Source organism: Pseudomonas quercus (genome assembly GCF_012033695.1).
Classification (GTDB): Bacteria; Pseudomonadota; Gammaproteobacteria; order Pseudomonadales; family Pseudomonadaceae; genus Aquipseudomonas; species Aquipseudomonas quercus.
On the sequence record NZ_JAAVJI010000005.1, the window covers coordinates 296,553 to 318,449 of the forward strand.

Here is a 21,897-nt window from a genome sequence, read left to right on the forward strand (position 1 = left end):
ATAGGCATTGCCGAGCACTCACAGCCACGGCAGCATAGACATCATCCCGCGCGGCGGGGGCCTTATCGAGGAAGTACCATGTCCCAGACCACTACAGAAGACCGTCGTCGCTTCAAGCGCATCGCCTTTGATGCACTCACTACGCTCACCCAGGGCAACCAGCAGTGGGAGGTCACCCTGTTGGACCTGTCCCTGAAAGGCCTGCTGGTATCTCGCCCGGCCGACTGGGCGGCAGACCCTGCCCTTCCTTTTGCCGTTGCCATTACCTTGGGCGAGGACGCCCCCATTGCCATGGAAGCCGAGCTGCGCCATGACAACAACGGCCAGCTGGGCTTTCAATGCACCCATATCGACCTGGACTCCATCAGCCACCTGCGCCGCCTGGTGGAGCTGAACCTGGGCGACGAGGCGGAACTGGAGCGGGAATTGAGTGCGTTGGTTGGTTAATAAGCACTAGCGCTTGAACAAGGGGATTACCAAAGCCTGGGAGCCCCTTGCTTTCCGCTCCAGCAACATATGGGCGTATTCTTGCTCCCGTGTTAGCGCTGGGAGGGGTATATTTGCCACGAGTGGATTAGTTTTTTCCAGAAGTTCTAAAGTATAAAGCTTGAATAGGCCTATAGACGCGCTATCAGTACCTGGCTTTAAGTAAGGCAGTCGCCCTGCACTAAATTCTCGAAAAGCTTCTCCTATTGCAGATGATATTGGACGATTACGCTGCCTGACATGAGACCAGAACAGTTCTGGCGCACGGCTTCCCTGGAAGCCTTTGGCGAAGCCTTCAATATTGCTTAACAATGGTGCCTGTAGCGCCTTTTCAAGGGCGCGCGCATCCCTTCCCATAGCGTTATGCATAAGTATTCTACTATACAAAGGCTTTTCCATAAGCTTTCTACCGATTGCCTTATTCGCGACCTTTTTTAAAAGAGAGTCGGTTGGCCCTGCAGCTTTTCGGGCAACTTTTAACAAATCTGCAATCACTTTTACGTGACCCGTTGGATCAATTGAATTCAAGGGGTCATTTCCGGCATAGACGTAGCTGTTGATTCCCCCCTCGGAGAAAGGGCTCAAGGAGTCTGGGCTAGTGAACCTCATCTGCGAGGGGCTATAAAAACGCTGACCATTTCCCAATAGATAACCTACTATATAGCGCTCTTTGCATTGCCCATTAAAGCCAAGAAACCCAGAAGCATTGTTATAGCCGTAAGGACAATATTTTTCAGGAGTCCCGCTAAATCCGTAAAGCACGGTCCCCCTCTGGTCTGCAGCAATAATTCTCATTGCGACCTCTTTATAACAGAGCACCCGCAAGCACTATAGTTAAAATATCAGTTTAAATATTGCACAGCCCAAAGCAGAAAAACTCTATTGAAACCAAGAAAAGGCAGAAACCATGACCATGGTTTTCCGTGCCCAAAACCTATGCTTCCAGGTACAGAAAACCACGTTTTCTTAGGATAAGAAACTAGCTTACTAATAGGTTCTTTAAATAAAGCCTGGCAACCCCCACGCCTGCGGCTCAAACTCCAGCAAGCTGCCGAGCCGGCCGTTGGCATGGGTGTACTTCTCTGGGTCCATAGCCGAATCCGGCACGGCCAGGGCATACATGCCGGCAGCCTTGGCAGCAGTCACGCCGAAGGGTGAGTCCTCGAACACCAGGCAATCAGCCGGCGCTACGCCTAACCGGTGGGCGGCCACGAGGAAAATATCTGGCGCCGGCTTGGCAGCGCCCACTTCGGGGTCATCGGCCGTCACAATGGTGTCGAACAGTGAAAACCACTCCTCGTGCTGCTGTGTCTTGAGCTTGAAATAGGTGCTGGATGAGCTGGTGCCGACGGCGATAGGCACCCCATTGGCCTTCAAGTGCCGCACCAGGGCTTCAGCCCCTACCATTCCCAGGGCCTCGGGAAAGCGAGCGGTCATCAGGGGTGCCCGGATGTCCAGAAACTCGTCCACGCTGATGGGTAGCTCCAATGCGGTGACCACGTAGTGCGCCAGGTCTCGGGCGCCACGGCCAATGATGTGCTGCTTGTGGCTCCAGTCGAAGGTTTTCCCGTACCGCTGGGCAATGGCCTGCGTAACCTCGGTATAGATACCTTCAGTGTCCAGTAGCAGGCCATCCATGTCGAAAATCACGGCCTTGATCTGCGGGGTGGGGCGTGGGGCGTTCACCATGGGGCTTCCTTCGCAGGCTTAAAATACGGGTTTACCCTGCCCCATGGCTCCGGTCAAGACAGCGCGCTATTCAAACAGCGCGTCCAACGCCTGCTCCAGACGCGTTACGGCAACCACCTCAAGCCCTGCAGGCGCCTCCTTAGGGGCATTGCCCTTGGGTACGATAGCGCGCTTGAAACCATGCTTGGCCGCTTCCTTCAAGCGTTCCTGGCCGCTGGGCACAGGCCGCACCTCACCCGACAGCCCTACTTCACCAAACACCAGCAGGCCGTGCGGCAGAGGCCGGTTGCGCAGGCTGGACATTACCGCCGCCATCAGCGCAAGGTCCGATGCCGTTTCCAGTACTTTCACACCCCCTACCACGTTCAAGAACACGTCCTGGTCATGGGTAGGAATACCTCCATGGCGATGCAACACCGCCAGCAACATGGCCAGGCGGTTCTGATCCAGGCCCAACGTGACCCGGCGAGGGTTGGCCAGGTGGCTGTCATCGACCAGCGCCTGCACCTCTACCAGCATAGGGCGCGTACCTTCCCAGGTCGCCATGACCACGCTGCCAGCGATTTCTTCCTGCGCCCGGCTAAGGAAGATCGCCGAAGGGTTAGATACCTCCTTGAGGCCGCGGTCGGTCATGCCGAAAACGCCCAGCTCGTTCACTGCGCCAAAACGGTTTTTCACCGCTCGCAACAAACGCAGCCGCCCGTCGGATTCCCCTTCGAAGTACAACACGGTGTCCACCATGTGTTCCAACACCCGAGGGCCCGCCAAGGAGCCCTCTTTGGTCACATGCCCCACCAGGAAGACAGCCGTGCCGCTTTGCTTGGCAAAGCGTACCAGCAGCGCGGTGCTTTCCCTCACCTGCGCCACGCCGCCCGGCGCGGATTGCAGCTGCTCGGTAAAGATGGTCTGAATAGAATCAATCACCATCACTTTGGGCTTCTCCACCCGCGCCGTGGCAATGATGCTTTCGATGGAGGTTTCGGTCATTACCTTGAGCTTGTCCTGGGGCAGGCCCAACCGGCGCGCCCGCATGGCCACCTGCTGCTGGGACTCCTCCCCCGTGACATACAGCGCCGGCATGCGCTCGGCCATGTTGCACAGGGTTTGCAACAGGATGGTGGACTTGCCAATGCCAGGGTCCCCACCAATCAACACCACCGAGCCATCCACGAGGCCGCCGCCCAGCACGCGATCAAGCTCAGCGGAAGCAGTGGAAAACCGTGGAATTTCTACAATGCTCACTTCAGCGAGGGTTTTAAGCGACGCCTGCTCACCCGCCCACCCGGCACGGCCAGTGCCAGAGGCCGCCGGGGTGTTTTCGATCATGGTTTCCACCAGGGTATTCCAGGCACCGCACTCGGCACATTGCCCTGCCCACTTTGGGAAGGTCGCACCGCACTCGGTGCAGCCATACATGCGTTTGGCCTTGGCCATCGAGATACTCCACTGGAAAAGGCACCTATCATACGCTTGAGCGGGACCACGCCGAGCGGGTTGCAACAAAACTAATCGGTTTGATGCCGGTCTGGTAAAACAGTGGCTGAAGCGGCAACACACTGATTTGACAGCAGTTCGTGTAACACCAGCTTCAGAATTCTCTAACCTGCAAAAAAGGATTCATGCATGAGCTTGCTTAAAGAGTTCAAAGCCTTCGCCGTCAAAGGCAATGTGGTCGACCTGGCCGTAGGTATCATCATCGGTGCCGCGTTCGGCAAGATCGTGTCGTCGTTCGTAGGCGACATCATCATGCCGCCGCTCGGCTTGCTAATCGGCGGCATCAACTTCACAGACCTTGCTATCACCCTGCGCCCCGCCGATGGCGCTACCCCTGCCGTTGTGCTGGCCTATGGCAAATTCATCCAAACGGTGGTGGACTTTGTGATCGTGGCGTTCGCCATCTTCATGGGCGTGAAAGCGATCAACCGCCTCAAGCGTGAAGAGGCCAAAGCCCCAAGCTTACCGCCGGTGCCCAGCAAGGAAGAAGTGCTCCTAGGCGAGATACGTGACCTGCTCAAGGAGCAGAATGCGAAAGCGGCGCCAGTAACGCCGCTCAATCCGCCGATAGGTTAAAGCCCTGACACCTCAATACTTCAAGCCAGCGCCGGCTTGAAGTATTGAGATTGAAAGTTATTCAAACGCTACATTTGCTTTAACGCAGTCCTCTCCTACTAACTTGTGCCCTTCACTGCATGCCATACCAGCCACCGGTGCCACACTTCTTTTCTTTCGGCTGAGTACGGGCTCCTGCATTTCACCAGCCTGATAACCTTCGGGCGTTTCGTCCTCTGCTGGTGAATCCGTGGCATGCGCCACCCCTATGAACAACATCAGTGCTGCGGCCAGTAGTGCGTTCATGTTCATCTCTCCTTGAGCGTAAGGGGCAAGCCTCATACTTGCCTCACCTAGACGCTACAGCAGCCTCCCGTACGGGCCTATAAGGAGATACTGCCAGGGCCAAAAGCCCGACTGACGCCTGGGGCAGGCGATGGCTTGCAGGGCCTAGCGGCTTTCTACCAGTAGGTCTCCACGGCCACAGCACCAGGGCGGCGGCTCAGGCTCAGGTTCATGTCGCGAGCCTTCAGCAGTGTACGGGTTTCGTCTACCATGTCCGGGTTGCCACAGATCATGACCCGCGAATGCTCAGGCGATAGTAAGGTGCCGGCAGCGTGTTCAAGCGTGCCGTCGCTAATCGCATTGGTAATCCGCCCTTGCAAGGCCCCCGGCCAAGGCTCACGGCTTACCAAGGGAATGAACGTGAGCTTGCCCGCGTACTCGGCCAGGTAGTCACGTTGCTCTAGCCCGGAAATCAACTCCCCATACGCCAGGTCTTGGCCATGCCGAGCGCTATAGACAAGAAAGATCTGCTCGAACCGCTCCCAGGCCTCGAAACCCTGCAAGATGGATAAGAAAGGCGCCAGGCCTGTGCCCGTGGCTAACAGCCAAAGGTCCCGACCGTCCACGAAACGGTCCAAGGTTAAATAACCAAACGCCTGCCGCTCCACCAGCAGTTCGTCCCCTACCCCTAGGCGCGACAACTCACTGGTGAACTCGCCGCCCGGCACCACCACCGAAAAGAACTCAAGAAACTCATCATAGGGCGAAGAGACCATCGAATAGGCCCGCCACACCACACTGCCATCGGCCTTGGCCACACCCAGGCGAGCGAACTGCCCAGCCTGGAAGCGAAAGCCTGCATCACGGGTGGTGCGTAGCGTAAACAGGTTCGGGGTCAGGGTGTGCACGGCCAGCAGGCGCTGGCGGGTGAATTTCTCGTCGCTCATGAAACCTCCACGTCTCGTGCTGCATAGTGTGGCGCAATCGTGCCCTTACAAACACCGACGGCCTGTGTGGAAAGCCCGTAGAATTCTTCTTTTTTCACGTTTGAGTGCTCGCATGCCCCGCTTCGACAACGCTTTCGCCCACCTCGACCTGGTTCGCCAGCCGGAAATGGCCAACGAACCGTTGTACGCGTTTGATGCTGCCGACGACTACTTGCTGGCGAACCTGGCAGCGCAGCCGTTGCCCCCGAGCACCCGCGTACTGGTGCTCAATGACAGCTTTGGCGCCTTGGCAATCAGCCTGGCAGGGCGTTTCGAGGTAGTCAGTAGCGGCGACTCGCACTTGGGTGCACTGGCACTGAACAAGAACCTGGCACGCAACCATCAGCCCTATGACGCGTTAACCCTTCGCCCGGCCAGCGAGCCTTTCGAAGGCAGGTTCGACTACGTGCTGGTGCGTGTGCCCAAGACCCTCGCGCTGCTTAAAGAGCAGTTGATTCGCTTGCAGCCTCACCTCACTGCCGGCACTCAGGTAGTAGCTGGCGCCATGATCAAGCACCTGCCGCGGGCTGCTGGCGATTTGCTGGAAACCTACATAGGCCCTGTTCAGGCATCGCTGGCCGTGAAAAAAGCTCGGCTGCTGACAGCCACCTACCAACCCCGAGAGCCTGCCCAGTCCCCCTACCCTACTCGCTACCAATTGGACACGCCGCCGCTTACGCTCATCAACCACGCCAACGTGTTCTGCCGCGATGGCTTGGACATTGGCACCCGCGCCTTCCTGCCCCACCTGCCTCGCAACCTGGGTAACGCAAAGGTCGCAGACCTGGGCTGCGGCAATGGCGTGCTGGCTATCGTCAGCGCCTTGGCCAACCCGAACGCCCATTACACGCTGGTGGATGAGTCCTATATGGCGGTGCAATCGGCACGGGAAAACTGGGTGGCGGCGCTGGGCGATCGCGAAGTGGACATCCGCCCCGGTGATGGCCTGGCCGACCAACCTGCAGGCTCACTGGACGTAGTGCTCTGCAACCCGCCCTTCCATCAGCAGCAGGTGGTAGGTGACTTCCTGGCCTGGCGCATGTTCCAGCAGGCCAGGGAAGCACTGGTCACGGGCGGCGCGCTGTACATCGTCGGCAATCGTCACCTGGGCTACCACACCAAGCTGGCGCGGCTGTTCCGCGGGGTAGAGCAAGTAGCCGCTAATCCAAAGTTTGTGGTGTTAAAAGCGCGTAAATAATTAGGTATTGCCTATCAGGTACCTATCAGATTGCCAGCTACCGGCAAGGCAGCCCCTGGCGTAGCGTTTGCAAGCCCCTATACGGAGTTTGCAAAAATGACAAAAGGTACCGCTGGCGAACTTGATAAATCGTACGGAGAAGACGGCATTGCGCCCATTCCTGCTCCAGGGTTCGAGCCTGACGTAAATACACTCATGGTTCGGCCTGTAACTACAGACTCGGATTATGGCATCGCATGCTTTGGCTACCCACTAGGAGGAAGCTAATGCTCGGCTCCTGGAATGGCCATATACTCATCAATAACAGAAAAATTCTAACTCGGAATTTTCTCTTATTACTTTCGATTTCCCTGGTTGTTTGCCTTCCACTTCTGCCCGGCGGCGTCTATTACCTTGATGACTTTTCCAGGCTTGTTGGGGGAAGGATAGACTACTGGGCAAACAACGGTAGGCCATTAGCTGTATGGCTAGCAAAAGCCATCAGCTATTCTACTGTGGTCAGTGATACATCCCCCTTGTTTTTAGTACTAGGCTTGGCAAGCCTAGCACTAATACTCTCCCTGGCCATGGAGCGCTTGACCCATGCCTCTCCCGGCATGGCCGTATTCTATTCATTGTGTATAGTGCTAAGCCCATTCATTTGCCAACCTCTACTTTATACCTTCGACTGCTTGCCTATTTTACTCGGCGTTGGCCTGAGCATTGCAGGAACAGTGAGAATCAGCGAGCATTACGTCGCTCAGTTTGCCTTTAGCTGGGTTTTATACCTGGCAGCGCTCTGCCTTTATCAAACCTCGATAAACTACAGCCTCATACACATACTGCTAAGCGGCACGCTCCTGCTTGCGGCAGGAGGTGAAGCGCTTGAAAAAAATATAAAACCCCTCATAGCAATCATCCTTGCTTTCGTACTAGCGCTGGTAGCCTATAAAACTTTGGTCGTTCCTTATTACGTGATCGATGACTGGAACCAGGCAAGAGGCGCGTCGATAGAGCCGACAGTGGCAGGGCTTGCACAGCTAGAAAGTAACCTGACCAAAGCCTACGCTTACGGCCTGCTGGCCTTTCCTGGTTTAAGCCTGTGGCCTGTGGCCGCATTGTTCATCATCGGCACGCTGGCGTGCTGGTGGGTTGGTGCCCAACAGCTAAACATGAAGCTGAGCACAGGGTACCGTTACAGCCGCGCGTTGTTCTGCGCTTTAGCCCCATTTGCCGTGATGCTGGGGATAATGGGCGTGCTTCTCGTATTGAAAAATCCCCCTTTAGACCCTAGGGTGTTCACTGCATTTTCGTCAGCACTTATCTTCAATGCAAGCGTAGCTTGCGCCGCATGGCCGAGGGTAAAACCAGCAATAGCAGGGCTTCTTTTGTTGTACCTGGTTTTTTCTGCAGTTTTCATGATGTCTGCGTTTAGAGCGGTTATTAACCAGCACACCTTCGATGAAGGCATTGCCATTAATATGCGAGGCGACCTTTCGAGGATTGGCATTGAGAACTACAGTCAATTAAGCTTCATAGGCACTAGCCCAAGAGCCCCTAGCACCGGACCTGCATTACTTAATTACCCTTTGCTGAAAAGCATTGTATTCCCCACATTCAGTGAAAACGGTGACTTTGGTTATTATGGCTTCATGGATAAGCAGATGGTTTTCCACCACCTCGCCACCACTACAAATGACATCATATCCCATACACCTGAAAAAGCGGTATCTTCAAACTGCATCTATAGGCTATACGTCTACCAAAGCACTGCAGTCTTCGATTTCAAATCGCCCACTTGCTCCATGCCTAGAAACTTCATGTGGGAGTGAGCGACCTCCCAATTATCAGCTGCTTGGCCGTTCATACGCTCTACAGAAAGCGGCAGTCCAGCCGCGTGTTGGTAGGGGTGAGACGCACATAGGCCAGTTCGTTTTCGAGATAAAGGCGATAAAAGGGCCTGATCAGTATAGGCTCTGACGGGGGCACGGCAGCGTGAATAGGTTGAAGGCGAACGTTGTTCAGGCCTCGCTTGGCCAAGTGCTCTGGTAGCATCATGTAATGATCATTGGACAAATAGTCCATGAGGGGCTGACCTTTTCGCAAGCATACCGGCGAAAAAAGAGGGTCGTTACTTTCGCGTAGAATGATTGTTTCCCGAGCGTGAAACAATGCACTGTGATTCAAAAGGTCGGCCGCTACAAGGTCCCGTGTGAAGCTTTCCTGGTCGTGTTTGTCTCGTACTATTTGCCCATACGCATAGGCGAAGGATAGGAAGCAGAACAGAGGTGCATAAAGGGCCAAGGTCAGCCCGGGCCGTATCCTTACCAGCCCTACGTAGGCAAGGCACAGCAGGCCGACCATCAGCGGGGCAGCACCGATCATTGCCAATGGATCAAGCGTAAGCCCAGTCTGCCTGGAAAACAGCGTCACTCCACCAGTGGCCCAGACAAGCCCGGCTCCGCTCAAACCGCACAGTAAGAAGTGAGGCGCCCGTGCGCCGATGAAAACATGGCCTGCCTGGTAAAACACGACCCACCAGCCAGCCACCGCTACCACTGCCACGGTGCTGAAGATCACAGCATTGAGTGGCGTGATGAACAACGCCAGGGTATGAGCGACAACACTGGATCGTGCGATGAACGAATCCAGGGTCGGCCATGCCAACCCTACCTGCTCAGGCGCGACGACCCCACCTACCAATAAGTACAGCGAAACAGCACCTGCAGCGACCTTGATGTGATGCAGGGCCAAGACCCTGGCCTCACGGTTACCAGGCTGGGCATGGGCACGCTGGAGCACATCCACACACGCCAGGCCGAGAAATAGGTTGAGCATCGCTACATGAACACTCATCCCCGCCATGACCAATATGCAGGAAAAGCCCCAATGGAAGAGGCCAATGCGATGTTGATACGTAATGGCAATGACCGCCATGGCCATTGACAGCGTTATCGGAATACAAGCCTCGTGCCACGAAAGTACAGGCAAAAAATAAGGGTTGTACCAGAGGGGAAGTAGTAATGTGCATTGCATCACTGTAGGGCTGGAAAACCAGCGATGCGCCAAGCGACAAAGCGCACAGGTCATGATCACTATGGCCAGAAGCAGCGATAACGGAAACACGTCCAGCGTTGGCGTGCTCCAGTTCAATGCGTGCATCAGGTACAAACTTAACGTGCGCCCCTCTTCAGACCACAACGACGTCGCCAATCCGGTGCGGGACGGTGCATCTATCGCAGGGTAGTTATCCAGTATCAATGGCACGCTATAGCAGGTGAGTGCAGCGAAGAAAAAGCCGGCGGCTTGCCAGGTGGACAACAGGCTAGTCACCAGTTTTGGTGACAGCGGATCACTGGTTTTCATGGGTTTCTCCGGATTGCGTTGAACATTGCGAGGTGTGCACGTGTTCCTGGCGCAAAACGCTATCCACCAGGTAACGAGGCCGCGACTTGGCCTCGGCATAAATGCGGCCTACGTATTCACCTAGCACGCCAATGCCTATGAGCTGAGCCCCGCCCAGGAAAAGCAACGCCGCCATAAGGGAGGGGTAACCTGCTACAGCATTTCCCCAGATAAGTGTGGAAGCCACTGTCCACCCGGCGTAAAGCAGGGCGGACAGTGCGATCACTGCACCCACGTATGTCCAGACCCTGAGCGGAAGCGTGGAAAAGGACGTAATACCCTCTAACGCCAGATTCCATAGCTTCCAGGCATTGAACTTGGAACTTCCGGCGATACGCCCCGGCCGTGAGTACTCGACAATGGCGCAACGCCCACCCACCCAATGCATCAGCCCCTTCATGAAAAGGTTGCGCTCGGGCATAGCCTTGAGCTGCTCAACTGTCTTGCGTGACAAGAGCCTGAAGTCCCCAACGTTTTCTTCGATAGGGTTCTGGCTAATGGCGTTATTAAGCCGATAGAACCAGGCGGCTGTCTTACGCTTGAGCAGGCTGTCGCTTCTGCGATCGATGCGTTTGGCCAACACAATGTCAGCGCCTTTCTGCCACTGCTCGATCAAGCGCGGAATCAGCTCCACAGGGTCCTGGAGGTCTACATCGATAGGGATTACCGCTTCACCGCTACTGTGTTCCAGGCCCGCCAACAAGGCAGATTCCTTGCCAAAGTTTCGGCTAAGATTGATCAACAGTACCGCTGCGTCTTTGGCTATAAGATGCTCGACGGCGCTCTGCGTGCCATCGGTACTGCCGTCGTTTATAAAGACGATCTCGAACGTATGGCATTGTTCGCCCGCCATGTGCATCACGGCTTCATAAAATAGAGGTATTGCGGCTTCTTCGTTGAAAACGGGGACTACCAGCGATATCCGGCTCATCGAACCTGCCCCCCAAATACAAGAATACGGGCAAACGTATACCCCAGGATCAAACTCAACCCACTGAACAGGCAGAAGGTGTAGAAAGGCGGCCAGCCCAGCGGCTGAGCTACTTTCCCTAGCCCGAACGCAAGCAGGGCCAGGAAAGAGGTAAACAAGAGGTAGCGTCGAAAGGAAAGTTGGCTGCGAAACGTCCAGCGCGCGTTAGCCATATAGCTAAAGGTTGCCGCGAGCAGAAAGCCACAGAGGTTTGCCAGGCTTTGATCAGCCACGTCCGCCTGGATCAAGCAAAAGAATACTGCCGCGTGAAGCGTCGTATTGATAACGCCTATGCACACATAGCGAAGGAAGGAAGGCAACTCATCCATATGACAACACACCTGAAAGCCTTTGAAGGCGAGCCCATGCAGCCTATCAATGGATGTCAGCCAGGATAACTTGATAGAACTGCTAGGTTTGGCTGTTTGCCTTTTTCAGTACTAATGCGCTAGCAGATAAACCTCATAAAAAAGCCCGCTGGAGCGCGGGCATAAAGAAAGGAATGTTTTTAGTGGCTTCGCATCCCTGCGGCTGCCATCAGCAGCCGTAGCAGCCCGGCCACCAGGCCAAGGCTGACTACGCTGGCCACCCAGATAAGGACCAGCCAGCCCACGCGTTGCCATAGCGGTTTCTTCGTTTCCACTGGCTTGGTCATGAGCACGCCTCCCTAGTGGTAGCCGTCGTCGATGGTGACCTTGCCTCGGAACACGTAATAGCTCCAGAAGGTATACACCAGGATGCAAGGCAGAATGAACAGGGTGCCCACCAGTACAAAGGCCTGGCTTTGGGGCGGCGAGGCGGCATCCCAGATGCTTACGGCTGGCGGGATGATGTTGGGCCACAGGCTAATGCCCAAACCGCTGTAGCCCAGGAAGATCAACAGCAATGTCAGCAGAAACGGCATGTAATGCGCTTTCTGTGCCACGGCTTTGATCAGGCCAATGGTCGCGACCACAACCAGGATAGGCACGGGCAGGAACCAGAACAGGTTGGGCAAGGTGAACCAGCGGGTGGCGATAGCGCCATGGGCCAGGGGGGTCCAGATGCTGACAGCCCCTACAAATGCCAACAATACGAAGGTCAATGGCTTGGCCAACTGGTGCATGCGTTCCTGAAGCTCACCACCGGTTTTCATGATCAGCCAGGTGCAGCCCAGCATGGCATAGGCCGCAATCAACCCCAGGCCACAGAACAGTGAGAAAGGTGTGAGCCAGTCGAATGGGCCACCGGCATAGGCACGCCCCACCACCTTGATACCGTCGATGTAAGCCCCCAGTGCAACGCCTTGGGAGAATGTGGCCAGCAGTGAGCCGCCGATGAACGCCTTGTCCCAGATATGTTGCTTGTCCATCTTGGCCTTGAAGCGAAACTCGAACGCCACACCTCGGAAGATCAACCCGATCAGCATCAGGATCAGCGGAATATATAGCGCTGACAACACCACGGCGTAGGCCAGCGGGAACGCTGCAAACAGCCCTGCCCCACCCAGTACCAGCCAGGTCTCGTTACCGTCCCAGACAGGGGCGACCGTGTTCATCATCACGTCACGGTCTTGGTTCTTGGGCGTAAACGGGAAAAGAATGCCGATGCCCAGGTCAAACCCGTCCATCACCACATACATCATCACACCAAAGATGATGATGATGGCCCAGATCAAAGAAAGATCGATGCCCATGGCTCAGTTCCTCTCGCTCGGGGTCGCGTGGTGGTCTTGTTCGTTTTCTTCATGGGCGGCAGACAGAGGCCTTGCAGGTGTGCGGGTCTGCCCAGGGCCACCATGGCTGTGCGGCTCTGCAGCTTTTGGCCCGCGCCGTACCAGCCGCATCATGTAACCAAAGCCCACGCCAAACACGGCGAAGTACACCAGCACGAACATGGCCAAGGTGAAGCTCATTTGCCCCACATCATGGTTTGATGAGGCGTTGGCCGTACGCATCAGGCCATACACCACCCATGGCTGGCGGCCAATCTCGGTTGTGAACCAGCCTGCCAGCAAGGCGATGATCCCTGATGGCCCCATGAACAGAGCCAGGCGCAAGAACAGCCGCGAGTCGTACAGCTTGCCGCGCCAGCGTAGCCACAGGCTCCACAGGCCTACGGCGATCATCAGCATGCCCAGGCCTGCCATTACGCGGAAGGACCAGAAGATGATCGTGGAGTTGGGGCGGTCTTCCTTCGGGAAGCTTTTGAGCGCTGGGATCTGCTTATCCAGGCTGTGGGTAAGGATCAAGCTGCCCAGGTACGGAATTTCTACCGCAAAGCGAGTTTTCTCCGCTTCCATGTCGGGCCAACCGAACAGCACGAGCGGGGTAGGCCCGTTGTCCGCATTTTCCCAATGGCCTTCGATCGCTGCAATTTTGGCCGGTTGATGTTCAAGGGTGTTAAGGCCGTGCATGTCGCCCAGCATGGCCTGCACAGGCGCAACGATCAGTGCCATCCACATGGCCATGGAAAACATCTTGCGTACGGTCGGGTTGTTCCGGCCACGCAACAGGTGCCAGGCAGCAGAAGCCCCTACGAAAAACGCTGTAGCCACGAACGCAGCGGTGGCCATGTGGGCCAGGCGATACGGGAAGGATGGGTTGAAGATGATGGCCATCCAGTCTGCAGGCACGATGCGCCCGTCGACGATTTCATACCCTTGCGGGGTCTGCATCCAGCTGTTGGAGGCCAGAATCCAGAAGGTAGAAATCAGCGTGCCGATGGCTACCATTACGGTCGCAAAAAAGTGCAACCCGCGCCCTACACGGTTCCAGCCGAACAGCATTACGCCCAGGAAACCTGCTTCCAGGAAGAATGCCGTCAATACCTCATAGGTGAGCAGCGGCCCGGTTACCGCGCCTGCGAAGTCCGAGAAGCGACTCCAGTTGGTGCCGAACTGGTAAGCCATGACAAGGCCCGATACCACACCCATGCCGAAATTCACGGCAAAGATCTTCGACCAGTAGTGATAAAGCTCTTTATATACGCTATTGCCGCTCTTCAGCCACATGCCCTCCAGAACCGCCAGGTAGCTCGCCAAGCCAATGGTGATGGCCGGGAACATGATGTGGAAGGAGACAGTAAAGGCAAATTGGATGCGGGCGAGGTCTAGCGCCTCCGAACCAAACATAGGGTTTCCTCTGACAGGCGGCGAGAATCACGGCATTGATGTAAATCAATGACAGTGCATAGCGTAGCCCTGTTCCACTGGATTCACGCTGCGGTGCAGTGCCGCGTGACCAATTGCCTCACCCGTTTCAAAACGGCGCGTTTAGTGCAAGCCATTCTGTAAAAAACCTGCAACTTTTTGTTTCAGACTAGTGATAGGCTGCTGACTTCCCTTGCCTTGCTGAGGTAGACGCCGGCCCATGGCGACTTCGCCCCCCCTGTTGCTACGGCACCACCGTCCTTTTCTTGCCTTCTGGCTTGCACGTGTATGTACGGCCAGCGGCTTTCAGATGCTAACTGTGGCCATTGGCTGGCACCTGTACCAGTTGACCGGTAGCGTGCTGGACCTAGGCTTGGTTGGCTTGGTGGAATTTGCACCACGGGTACTGTTCATGTTGCACACCGGCCACGTGGCCGACCGTTACGACCGACGCAAGGTGGCCGCCCTCTGCCAAACCTTGCAAGCGGTGGTGGCCTTGGTACTGGTGGTGGGGAGCAGCCTGGACAGCGTTAGCCGGGACATGATTTTTGTGCTCGCCTTCTGCTTGGGCGGTGCGCGGGCCTTTGAAATGCCTAGCACGCAGGCTTTGCTTCCCAATATTGTGCCAGCCAGCCTGTTTCCCCGGGCTGTGGCCGCTTCTGCATCAGCCATGCAGACCGCGACGATTGTTGCCCCTGCCTTGGGAGGCTTTCTTTATGCGCTCGGCAGTGTATGGGTGTACGGGCCAACCGTTGTGCTCTATCTGCTCGCATTGACCTTGATGCTCAGTTTGCCCAAGCGAGACACGCCGCTGCCTACCGGCAAGGCCACGCTGCACTCGCTGATGGCAGGCATTCGATTTATTCGTAGCCGGTCAGACATTCTGGGGGCTATCTCCCTTGACCTGTTCGCCGTACTGCTGGGAGGTGCGACTGCCCTTCTGCCTGTGTTTGCCAAGGACATTCTGCTCACTGGCCCCTGGGGCCTCGGCATGCTGCGCTCAGCGCCGGCCGTGGGTGCGCTCTTGATGTCGTTCTACCTGGCGCGCTTTCCCATCGAGCGGCAGGTGGGGCGCATCATGTTCGCGGGCGTAGGGATGTTTGGCGTGGCGACCATCGCATTCGGCCTGTCCACTTCATTCTGGTTCTCGCTGGCCACACTCGCTGTACTCGGCGCGGCGGACATGATCAGCATGGTGATCCGTGGCGCTTTTGTCCAATTGGAAACCCCGGACGAAATGCGTGGGCGTGTGAGTGCGGTCAATGGCCTGTTTATTGGTGCCTCTAACCAGCTCGGCGAATTCGAATCGGGGCTGACGGCACACTGGTTTGGCACAGCCCCAGCTGTGGTCATCGGGGGCGTGGGGACATTGGCTGTAACTGGTATCTGGATAAAGCTGTTCCCTAGCCTGGCCAACCGGGACCATATGCAGGCCCCTGTGAAGGAGCCTACAGTTGCTGAAACCGCAGGTGTCGCCTAGGCGTACTTAGGATGTGGTATACCGCGCGACAAAGCTGCTTGCTTTGTTACTGGGATAGAACACACCGCCTATCTCTACCCCTTGGTCGATCACCTTTATGGTCTGCGCAAGCAAAAACGGGTCGTTGATATCGGTATACACGCCTTCGCCCACCTTCTGCCCTTTGTCATCAAATTGAACCCACCGCAGCTGGCGCTCGTTACCTGAAGTGGATTTGTGGGTCACTGCAACCACTACCCCTCCCTCATACTCTACCAAAGGGCCGGCTTCAAACACTTCCCATTTTGGCGCGTCCAATCGGGCCACTTCCCCTTGATTGAACGTTGCATCTATTTGCCCATTGGATGTAAGCCTGAGCACATAGCCTCCGCCCTTTGATAGGTGACCACTGATGTACACAGCGCCTGAAACAGCTTGCAAAGCATGACTAACCGCAGCGCTAGCCCCGTCAAGTTCGGGATCAGTGCCAGGCAATGTTGCCCTTGTCCAGACGCCCAAGTCGCCAAAAGGCACTTGCTTGCCTTGCCCGTCATAAACGGCCAGAAAAGGTTGCCAGGTCGTACTTCTGAACCATAGGCCGCCCAAAAAGTAACCGGCTGGTTTGTCTGGTGCTGTGAATGAAGCGCAAGCTATCGGCGTTAAAGTCTGACCTCCCCATTCTATGTTGTTCAGCACACCTGTTTTATTGAATTCAGTATCAAATGCTCCGGAAAGCAGTAGTTGCGCCAGCTTAGGTGCTGCAAAGAGTGCCGCTTTACCGTCGTCTGCTTTAAGTATCGGTGCCGGTGATGCTGCTACATCCGTCTGTTTTTCTGGAGCAGCCGATGCGGCTTCCGGCCATGGCAACCAGCGTTCACCCTTTTCGCCGAAACTGTTATCTGGCTTGCCGTCTGGCGTCATCTGCTTCATCAAGACAAATGCCTGTGCCGAGATAGAACAATAACTGATGCTTAACAAGCGACTGCTTTCAGGGGATGAGCCGTGCACTACCAACACATGCCGACTAAATGCCCCGTTACCGGACTTCACCTGAACAAACCCTTCTACTCCGAAGGTTGTATCAAGCGTACCGTCAAGCCCGAAGCGCCCAATGCTGAGAGTGCTTTCATCAACACTGGTCGCAAAGCTTGCATAATAGGCGCCGTTTAATAGCTGGGGCGCAAAGGCAAGGGAATAGACCATGCCGTTATCGAATTCGATAGTTTGCCATTGACCCGCTTCGCGGTTGAAGTTAATCATATCAAGACTCCTTTAGAAGAAGCTTGATAGATAACAGAAAAGCGCTTTGAACGAAGCCTGACAATCTGCCAGGTAAGTAACCAACAGGCATGTAACACCCTAAAACCACAACGCCCGCAAACAGGTTTTCAACCTGCTGGCGGGCGCTTAGGCATGTACAGGGGCGCCCCCGTACGCTTACTCGCTCAACAACTTATCAAGCGTGATAGGGAAGTCTCGAACACGCTTGCCCGTTGCGTTGTACACCGCGTTGGCCACCGCCGCCGCAACGCCTACCAAGCCGATTTCGCCGACGCCCTTGGAACCAAGCGCATTGACGATGGTGTCCTGCTCATCCACAAAAACCACGTCGATAGGGCCGATATCGGCCTGAACAGGAATGTGGTACTCCGCCAGGTTGTGGTTCATGTGCCGGCCCAACGCATGGTCGGTTAGCGTTTCTTCATGCAACGCCATGCCGATACCCCATACCACGCCGCCGAGAATCTGGCTGCGTGCCGTCTTGGGGTTTACCACATTGCCCGCCGCCACCGCGCTGACTACGCGGGTGACGTGAACGGTGCCCAAGTCTTCATCCACTTCCACTTCTGCAAAGACTGCCGAATGGGTCGCGGTAGAATACGCCTCGCGCTTCTTGTCAGGCTCGGCATCGACCTGAACCTCTACTGCATCCTGGCCACTGGCGTGAACCAGGTCGACGAAGGTCAGCTGCTTATCTCCCCATACCAGCGCACTGTCCGTGAATTGCACTTGGCCTAGGGTCAGCGTGGCGAAGTCCGGATCGATGCTGGCGGCGGCCGTCAGCAACTGCTTACGCAAGGCTTCACAGGCTTGCTGTACGGCGGTACCCACGGAGGAGATGGTGAACGAGCCGCCTTGCAATGGCGCGGTCGGCAACGAGGAATCGCCCAGCTTGATCTTCACACGCTCCGGCGGCAGGCCGGCCGTCTGGGCTGCGATCTGGGTCAGCACGGTATAGGTGCCAGTGCCGATATCGGTGGTGGCTGTACTAACGGTGAGCATGCCATCCTTGCCCAGGCTGGCCTTGGCGCTGGCGGGCATTTGCATCGCCTCCCAGACGCCGCCAGCCATGCCTAGGCCTACCAACTTGTTACCCTTGCGCAGGCTGCGAGGCTGGGCTTGGCGGCGGTCCCACCCAAACCGTTCCCGCCCTTCGTTGTAGCAGGCAATCAGCGCCTTGCTAGAGTAAGGCTTGCCTTCGTTCAGGTTGCTGTCTGCAAAGTTGAGCTCGCGGAACGTGACCGGGTCCATGTTCACACGCTCGGCCAGTTCATCCATGGCGCATTCCAGGCCGATGAGCCCCAAGGCCGCGCCCGGTGCACGCATGTCCAAAGGCGTGTACAGGTCCACTGGCACCAGATCATAGCTGAGCTTCACGTTCTCGCAGTGATAGAGCATGCCGCTCCACTCCACCACGTGCTCGGTAAACTTCTCGAAGCGGGATGTTTGCCCGGTAGCGTGGTGAGCCACCGCTAGCAGCTTGCCGCCAGCATCGCTGGCCAACTGCACGCGCTGAACAGTGCGCGGGCGGTAGCCAAACGTGAACATCTGTTGCCGCGTGAGGGTGACTCGCACAGAACGGCGGAGCTTCAGCGCCGCCATGGCCGCCAGTGGCAGTTGGTATTGTGGGCGCAGGCCAGACCCGAATGCCCCGCCTACAAACGCCGCCAAAACCCGCACCTTGTCTTTTTCCAGCCCTAGCGTTTGGCACAGGTAGCTCTGGCAGTTCTGAGTGCCCTGGGTTTTGTCGTGCACTTCCAGGGTACCGTCGGCCTTGTAGATCACGGTGCTGGCGTGAGGCTCCATGGGGTTGTGGTGTTCGATGGGCGTTTCGTAGGTCGAATCCACCTGGTAGGCAGCGGCGTTATAGACGCCATCGAAATCGCCACGGGGCTCGGGCAGGTCTGCCGGTGCAGGTGCGGCCTTGTCCCATTCGGCCTTCATGTCCGAGCACCAGTCATGGGTTACATACTCGATACGCACCAGCGAGGCCGCATGCCGTGCCAGCTCCAGGTTCTCGGCCACCACCAGCGCCAAGGGCTGGCCGTTGTAAAGTACCCGGTCGTTGTACAGCGGGCGGAAGGGCTTGCCGTCTGCCGCATCGTCGTCGGAGTAGTCTTCGTCATCACCGGCCATAGGGGGGCGGTTGCTGTGGTCGATTACGTCCACAACACCTGGCAGCGCCAAGGCAGCGCTGCTGTCAATCTTTACCACACGCCCAGCGGCGATGGTGCTGGACACCACACTGCCATACAGCAACCCCTGCTCAGGGTATTCACCTGCATAGCGTGCCTTACCGGTGACCTTCAGCAGGCCGTCCACACGGTCCATTGGTTTACCGACTACTGTCATGACCGTGCTCCTCCGCTTACCGCTTCATCCAAGGCGCGAACAATGGCCCGCTGAACCAGCTTGACCTTGAATGCGTTTCCATCCAAGGGCTGCGCGTCCTTTACCAAGGCCTGCGCTGCTGCTGTGAAGGCTTCGTGGCCGGCAGTCTGCCCTACCAGGGTGGCTTCCACCTCTGCATTGCGCCATGGTTTGTGAGCCACACCGCCCAGCGCCACCCTGGCCTCGCGAATAACATCACCGTCCATTTTCAGCGCAACGGCAACGGACACCAGTGCAAAGGCATAAGAAGCACGGTCCCGCACCTTGAGGTAATGGCTATGCGTTGAGAAATCTTCGGCCGGGAGATCAATGGCAACAATCAATTCATCGTCTGCCAACTGGTTATCACGCTCAGGCTGCTGACCTGGCAAGCGGTGAAAATCCGCAAAATCGATCACACGGGCGCCGGCTTTCCCTTTTACTTCAACCTTGGCATTGAGGGCCGCCAGGGCCACGCACATGTCGGAAGGGTGTGTCGCCACACACTGCTCGCTGGCACCAAAAATTGCATGAATACGGTTCAGGCCTGTACGGGCCGGGCAACCACTGCCAGGCTCACGCTTGTTGCAGGGCACGCCCGTGTCGTAGAAGTAATAGCACCGTGTGCGCTGGAGCAGGTTGCCACCGGTTGTGGCCATGTTGCGCAGCTGGGGGGACGCCCCTGCCAGGATGGCCTGACTAAGCAACGGATAGCGGTTCTGAATCACGGGCTCATAGGCCAGGTCTGCATTGCTGACCAATGCACCGATGCGTACACGGTCGTCTGCCTGGGTAGTGACCTCATGCAGCGGCAACCGAGTGATGTCGATCAACCGTTCAGGCCGAACCACATTCTCTTTCATCAGGTCCAGCAGGTTGGTGCCACCGGCAATGAAACGACTGCCCGGCTGATAAAGCGCCAGGGCTTCGTCAACATTGGTGGCGCGTGCGTAGTTGAAAGGCGTCATGCTGCGCCCTCCCCAGGTGCCTGAACCACCTCTTCGATTGCCGCAAGGATGTTTCCGTAAGCGCCGCAACGGCACAGGTTGCCGCTCATTTGCTCACGGATGTCATCTGCCGAGCTGGCCCGCCCTTCTTTGAGCAAACCTGCCGCCGAGCACAGTTGGCCAGGTGTACAGTAGCCGCACTGAAAAGCATCGTGCTTGATGAAGGCTGTTTGAAGCGGGTGCAGGTTGTCGCCAGTGGCCAGGCCTTCGACGGTAGTCAGGCTGGCGCCATCACACATTACGGCCAGCGTGAGGCAGGCATTGACCCGCTTGCCATTGACCAACACCGTGCAGGCGCCGCATTGGCCATGGTCGCAACCTTTCTTGCTGCCGACCAGGTCGAGTTGTTCACGTAACAGGTCCAGCAGCGTTGTCCAAGGCAGCACATCAAGCGCTTGCCGTTGACCATTGAGCTCGAACTGGATCGAATGGCTGGCGTAGCACTCCAGGCCAGTGCGGTGGGAGAGAGCACTCATGGGGGAAAGCCTCACGGTCATCTGCGCAAGTCTGGGCGCCTGCGTCACTCGTGTTACGACTTTCCCGTGCAGCGGTTCGTTCCGCCCAATGGCGTGGCACAACGCCGCCTAACGATGTGCCTAGCGGTCAGCTGACCGGCACTGGCCCGGCAGGAACCATGGAGCGAACCCGGAAACAGCCTGCATTGCCATTTTCAGGCTGCTCCAGTGCCCAAGCCCTGGCGGGAATTTCCCGGCCCTGGGTGGTCAGGTGGCTGTGAACCAGCAGCAGCCAGCCATTTTCTTCCACAGCCAGCAACGCCCCGCTGGCCCTCGTACCCCCTGCAAACCTGAGCTGGCACGGCACCACGCCTGCAGTTGCCGACGGCAGCCCGCCATTACCGATTTCACCTTCAGCCCCGGGATAGAGCAGGTTGGCAGACAGATCAAGAAAGGGCTCAGGGACCACAGCAGCCGTCATGTGAAAAACCTTTATAAAAGATAGCGAACACACTTCAAACCTCCCGCAGCGGACAGTTTAACAGCCCATTAGTGCCTGCTGCAGGATCAGATCATGTCCTAGCCTAGGCACCTTACACGCCATTGCAAGCGCGACCGCTGATCGCAATCAGCCAAAGGGGGTACGGCAGCTGTCAATGTGCGTTCACCACGGGGGCCTGCGCTGGTATGATGCGCGGCTTTTTTGGGGCCTACGCCAAAGCTATGCTTTGCTGATAGGTCATCATTTATGGCGCCTATGGAGCGCCGCAGGGGAGCGGGCATGCTGGAAAGGCTGTTTCAATTGAGCGCACACAATACCAACGTGCGTACGGAAATCCTGGCAGGGGTCACCACCTTCCTGGCCATGGCCTACATCCTGTTCGTGAACCCCAGTATCCTGGGCGCCACCGGCATGGACAAAGGCGCCGTGTTCGTGGCCACCTGCCTGGCCGCTGCCATCGGCTCGGCCATCATGGGCCTGATCGCCAACTACCCTATCGCATTGGCCCCCGGCATGGGTCTGAACGCCTTCTTCACCTACACCGTGGTGCTGCACATGGGCCACTCCTGGCAAGTGGCACTGGGCGCCGTGTTCATCTCGGCCGTGTGCTTCTTCCTGCTGTCCATCTTCCGCATCCGCGAATGGA

At 56.8% G+C, this 21,897-nt stretch carries 22 protein-coding genes; 6 read left to right on the plus strand and 16 right to left on the minus strand.

Annotated features, from left to right (window positions below; genetic code table 11):
- The first annotated feature begins 78 nt into the window (after window positions 1-78).
- Window positions 79-447, plus strand: coding sequence for a PilZ domain-containing protein (locus HBH25_RS11830; RefSeq protein ID WP_168084102.1), 369 nt, complete (start codon window positions 79-81; stop codon window positions 445-447).
- A gap of 6 nt (window positions 448-453) precedes the next feature.
- Here HBH25_RS11830 and HBH25_RS11835 read toward each other — a convergent pair whose 3' ends face one another.
- The 3 genes from HBH25_RS11835 to radA all read right to left on the minus strand — a co-directional run bounded on the left by HBH25_RS11835 (window position 454) and on the right by radA (window position 3,609).
- A complete protein-coding gene (locus HBH25_RS11835; protein ID WP_168084103.1) occupies window positions 454-1,281 on the minus strand; it encodes an RHS repeat-associated core domain-containing protein in 828 nt (275 codons plus the stop codon).
- Window positions 1,282-1,485: 204 nt separating this feature from the next.
- Window positions 1,486-2,175 carry an HAD-IA family hydrolase gene (locus HBH25_RS11840; protein WP_168084104.1) on the minus strand — a complete coding sequence of 230 codons (690 nt, stop codon included), beginning with the start codon at window positions 2,173-2,175 and terminating at the stop codon, window positions 1,486-1,488.
- A 66-nt stretch (window positions 2,176-2,241) separates the two neighbouring features.
- The gene (gene radA, locus HBH25_RS11845) at window positions 2,242-3,609 is read right to left on the minus strand and encodes a DNA repair protein RadA (protein WP_168084105.1); all 1,368 of its coding nucleotides are present in this window, start codon (window positions 3,607-3,609) and stop codon (window positions 2,242-2,244) included.
- A 189-nt stretch (window positions 3,610-3,798) separates the two neighbouring features.
- On the opposite strand from radA, the gene mscL reads away from it, so the two are divergent.
- Entirely contained in the window at window positions 3,799-4,245 is a 447-nt protein-coding gene (mscL, locus tag HBH25_RS11850; RefSeq protein WP_168084106.1) for a large-conductance mechanosensitive channel protein MscL, read from the plus strand.
- A gap of 57 nt (window positions 4,246-4,302) precedes the next feature.
- On the opposite strand, the gene HBH25_RS11855 is transcribed toward mscL, so the two are convergent.
- The gene (locus HBH25_RS11855; RefSeq protein ID WP_168084107.1) at window positions 4,303-4,530 is read right to left on the minus strand and encodes a hypothetical protein; all 228 of its coding nucleotides are present in this window, start codon (window positions 4,528-4,530) and stop codon (window positions 4,303-4,305) included.
- Window positions 4,531-4,685: 155 nt separating this feature from the next.
- Window positions 4,686-5,456, minus strand: coding sequence for a ferredoxin--NADP reductase (locus tag HBH25_RS11860; protein WP_168084108.1), 771 nt, complete (start codon window positions 5,454-5,456; stop codon window positions 4,686-4,688).
- Between the two features lie 112 nt (window positions 5,457-5,568).
- On the opposite strand from HBH25_RS11860, the gene HBH25_RS11865 reads away from it, so the two are divergent.
- Both HBH25_RS11865 and HBH25_RS11870 read left to right on the plus strand, forming a co-directional pair.
- On the plus strand, window positions 5,569-6,693 hold the full coding sequence (locus tag HBH25_RS11865; RefSeq protein WP_168084109.1) for a methyltransferase: 1,125 nt from the start codon (window positions 5,569-5,571) through the stop codon (window positions 6,691-6,693).
- A 266-nt stretch (window positions 6,694-6,959) separates the two neighbouring features.
- Entirely contained in the window at window positions 6,960-8,504 is a 1,545-nt protein-coding gene (locus HBH25_RS11870) for a glucosyltransferase domain-containing protein (protein ID WP_168084110.1), read from the plus strand.
- Between the two features lie 40 nt (window positions 8,505-8,544).
- Here HBH25_RS11870 and HBH25_RS11875 read toward each other — a convergent pair whose 3' ends face one another.
- From HBH25_RS11875 to HBH25_RS11900, 6 genes are all read right to left on the minus strand, one after another.
- A complete protein-coding gene (locus tag HBH25_RS11875; RefSeq protein ID WP_168084111.1) occupies window positions 8,545-10,038 on the minus strand; it encodes a hypothetical protein in 1,494 nt (497 codons plus the stop codon).
- Entirely contained in the window at window positions 10,025-11,008 is a 984-nt protein-coding gene (locus HBH25_RS11880; RefSeq protein ID WP_168084112.1) for a glycosyltransferase family 2 protein, read from the minus strand. Before HBH25_RS11880 ends, HBH25_RS11875 begins: the two co-directional genes overlap by 14 nt.
- Window positions 11,005-11,376: a GtrA family protein gene (locus tag HBH25_RS11885; protein ID WP_168084113.1), complete on the minus strand. Its 372-nt coding sequence runs from the start codon at window positions 11,374-11,376 to the stop codon at window positions 11,005-11,007. The genes HBH25_RS11880 and HBH25_RS11885 overlap by 4 nt, the downstream gene beginning before the upstream one ends.
- Window positions 11,377-11,555: 179 nt before the next feature.
- A complete protein-coding gene (locus HBH25_RS11890) occupies window positions 11,556-11,702 on the minus strand; it encodes a DUF2474 domain-containing protein (protein ID WP_168084114.1) in 147 nt (48 codons plus the stop codon).
- A 12-nt stretch (window positions 11,703-11,714) separates the two neighbouring features.
- Window positions 11,715-12,722: a cytochrome d ubiquinol oxidase subunit II gene (cydB, locus tag HBH25_RS11895; protein WP_168084115.1), complete on the minus strand. Its 1,008-nt coding sequence runs from the start codon at window positions 12,720-12,722 to the stop codon at window positions 11,715-11,717.
- A 3-nt stretch (window positions 12,723-12,725) separates the two neighbouring features.
- Window positions 12,726-14,159, minus strand: a complete 1,434-nt coding sequence (locus HBH25_RS11900; RefSeq protein ID WP_168084116.1) for a cytochrome ubiquinol oxidase subunit I — start codon at window positions 14,157-14,159, stop codon at window positions 12,726-12,728.
- A gap of 238 nt (window positions 14,160-14,397) precedes the next feature.
- Between HBH25_RS11900 and HBH25_RS11905 the strand changes: the two genes are divergently transcribed.
- Entirely contained in the window at window positions 14,398-15,657 is a 1,260-nt protein-coding gene (locus HBH25_RS11905; RefSeq protein WP_168084117.1) for an MFS transporter, read from the plus strand.
- Between the two features lie 6 nt (window positions 15,658-15,663).
- On the opposite strand, the gene HBH25_RS11910 is transcribed toward HBH25_RS11905, so the two are convergent.
- The 5 genes from HBH25_RS11910 to HBH25_RS11930 all read right to left on the minus strand — a co-directional run bounded on the left by HBH25_RS11910 (window position 15,664) and on the right by HBH25_RS11930 (window position 21,230).
- Entirely contained in the window at window positions 15,664-16,896 is a 1,233-nt protein-coding gene (locus HBH25_RS11910) for a hypothetical protein (protein ID WP_168084118.1), read from the minus strand.
- 177 nt (window positions 16,897-17,073) lie between these two features.
- Entirely contained in the window at window positions 17,074-19,269 is a 2,196-nt protein-coding gene (locus HBH25_RS11915; RefSeq protein ID WP_168084119.1) for a xanthine dehydrogenase family protein molybdopterin-binding subunit, read from the minus strand.
- Window positions 19,266-20,255, minus strand: a complete 990-nt coding sequence (locus HBH25_RS11920; protein ID WP_168084120.1) for an FAD binding domain-containing protein — start codon at window positions 20,253-20,255, stop codon at window positions 19,266-19,268. Before HBH25_RS11920 ends, HBH25_RS11915 begins: the two co-directional genes overlap by 4 nt.
- Window positions 20,252-20,770, minus strand: coding sequence for a (2Fe-2S)-binding protein (locus HBH25_RS11925; RefSeq protein WP_168084121.1), 519 nt, complete (start codon window positions 20,768-20,770; stop codon window positions 20,252-20,254). Before HBH25_RS11925 ends, HBH25_RS11920 begins: the two co-directional genes overlap by 4 nt.
- A gap of 127 nt (window positions 20,771-20,897) precedes the next feature.
- Entirely contained in the window at window positions 20,898-21,230 is a 333-nt protein-coding gene (locus HBH25_RS11930; protein WP_168084122.1) for a hypothetical protein, read from the minus strand.
- 300 nt (window positions 21,231-21,530) lie between these two features.
- On the opposite strand from HBH25_RS11930, the gene HBH25_RS11935 reads away from it, so the two are divergent.
- Window positions 21,531-21,897: NCS2 family permease (locus HBH25_RS11935; RefSeq protein ID WP_168084123.1), on the plus strand; the 367-nt coding region annotated here is incomplete at its 3' end.

Bases quoted from the DNA above. Each gene is read 5' to 3' on its own strand.
- HBH25_RS11830 (WP_168084102.1), top strand. From the start codon at position 79: ATGTCCCAGACCACTACAGAAGACCGTCGTCGCTTCAAGCGCATCGCC.
- HBH25_RS11835 (WP_168084103.1), bottom strand. From the start codon at position 1,281: ATGAGAATTATTGCTGCAGACCAGAGGGGGACCGTGCTTTACGGATTT.
- HBH25_RS11840 (WP_168084104.1), bottom strand. From the start codon at position 2,175: ATGGTGAACGCCCCACGCCCCACCCCGCAGATCAAGGCCGTGATTTTC.
- radA (WP_168084105.1), bottom strand. From the start codon at position 3,609: ATGGCCAAGGCCAAACGCATGTATGGCTGCACCGAGTGCGGTGCGACC.
- mscL (WP_168084106.1), top strand. From the start codon at position 3,799: ATGAGCTTGCTTAAAGAGTTCAAAGCCTTCGCCGTCAAAGGCAATGTG.
- HBH25_RS11855 (WP_168084107.1), bottom strand. From the start codon at position 4,530: ATGAACGCACTACTGGCCGCAGCACTGATGTTGTTCATAGGGGTGGCG.
- HBH25_RS11860 (WP_168084108.1), bottom strand. From the start codon at position 5,456: ATGAGCGACGAGAAATTCACCCGCCAGCGCCTGCTGGCCGTGCACACC.
- HBH25_RS11865 (WP_168084109.1), top strand. From the start codon at position 5,569: ATGCCCCGCTTCGACAACGCTTTCGCCCACCTCGACCTGGTTCGCCAG.
- HBH25_RS11870 (WP_168084110.1), top strand. From the start codon at position 6,960: ATGCTCGGCTCCTGGAATGGCCATATACTCATCAATAACAGAAAAATT.
- HBH25_RS11875 (WP_168084111.1), bottom strand. From the start codon at position 10,038: ATGAAAACCAGTGATCCGCTGTCACCAAAACTGGTGACTAGCCTGTTG.
- HBH25_RS11880 (WP_168084112.1), bottom strand. From the start codon at position 11,008: ATGAGCCGGATATCGCTGGTAGTCCCCGTTTTCAACGAAGAAGCCGCA.
- HBH25_RS11885 (WP_168084113.1), bottom strand. From the start codon at position 11,376: ATGGATGAGTTGCCTTCCTTCCTTCGCTATGTGTGCATAGGCGTTATC.
- HBH25_RS11890 (WP_168084114.1), bottom strand. From the start codon at position 11,702: ATGACCAAGCCAGTGGAAACGAAGAAACCGCTATGGCAACGCGTGGGC.
- cydB (WP_168084115.1), bottom strand. From the start codon at position 12,722: ATGGGCATCGATCTTTCTTTGATCTGGGCCATCATCATCATCTTTGGT.
- HBH25_RS11900 (WP_168084116.1), bottom strand. From the start codon at position 14,159: ATGTTTGGTTCGGAGGCGCTAGACCTCGCCCGCATCCAATTTGCCTTT.
- HBH25_RS11905 (WP_168084117.1), top strand. From the start codon at position 14,398: ATGGCGACTTCGCCCCCCCTGTTGCTACGGCACCACCGTCCTTTTCTT.
- HBH25_RS11910 (WP_168084118.1), bottom strand. From the start codon at position 16,896: ATGATTAACTTCAACCGCGAAGCGGGTCAATGGCAAACTATCGAATTC.
- HBH25_RS11915 (WP_168084119.1), bottom strand. From the start codon at position 19,269: ATGACAGTAGTCGGTAAACCAATGGACCGTGTGGACGGCCTGCTGAAG.
- HBH25_RS11920 (WP_168084120.1), bottom strand. From the start codon at position 20,255: ATGACGCCTTTCAACTACGCACGCGCCACCAATGTTGACGAAGCCCTG.
- HBH25_RS11925 (WP_168084121.1), bottom strand. From the start codon at position 20,770: ATGAGTGCTCTCTCCCACCGCACTGGCCTGGAGTGCTACGCCAGCCAT.
- HBH25_RS11930 (WP_168084122.1), bottom strand. From the start codon at position 21,230: ATGACGGCTGCTGTGGTCCCTGAGCCCTTTCTTGATCTGTCTGCCAAC.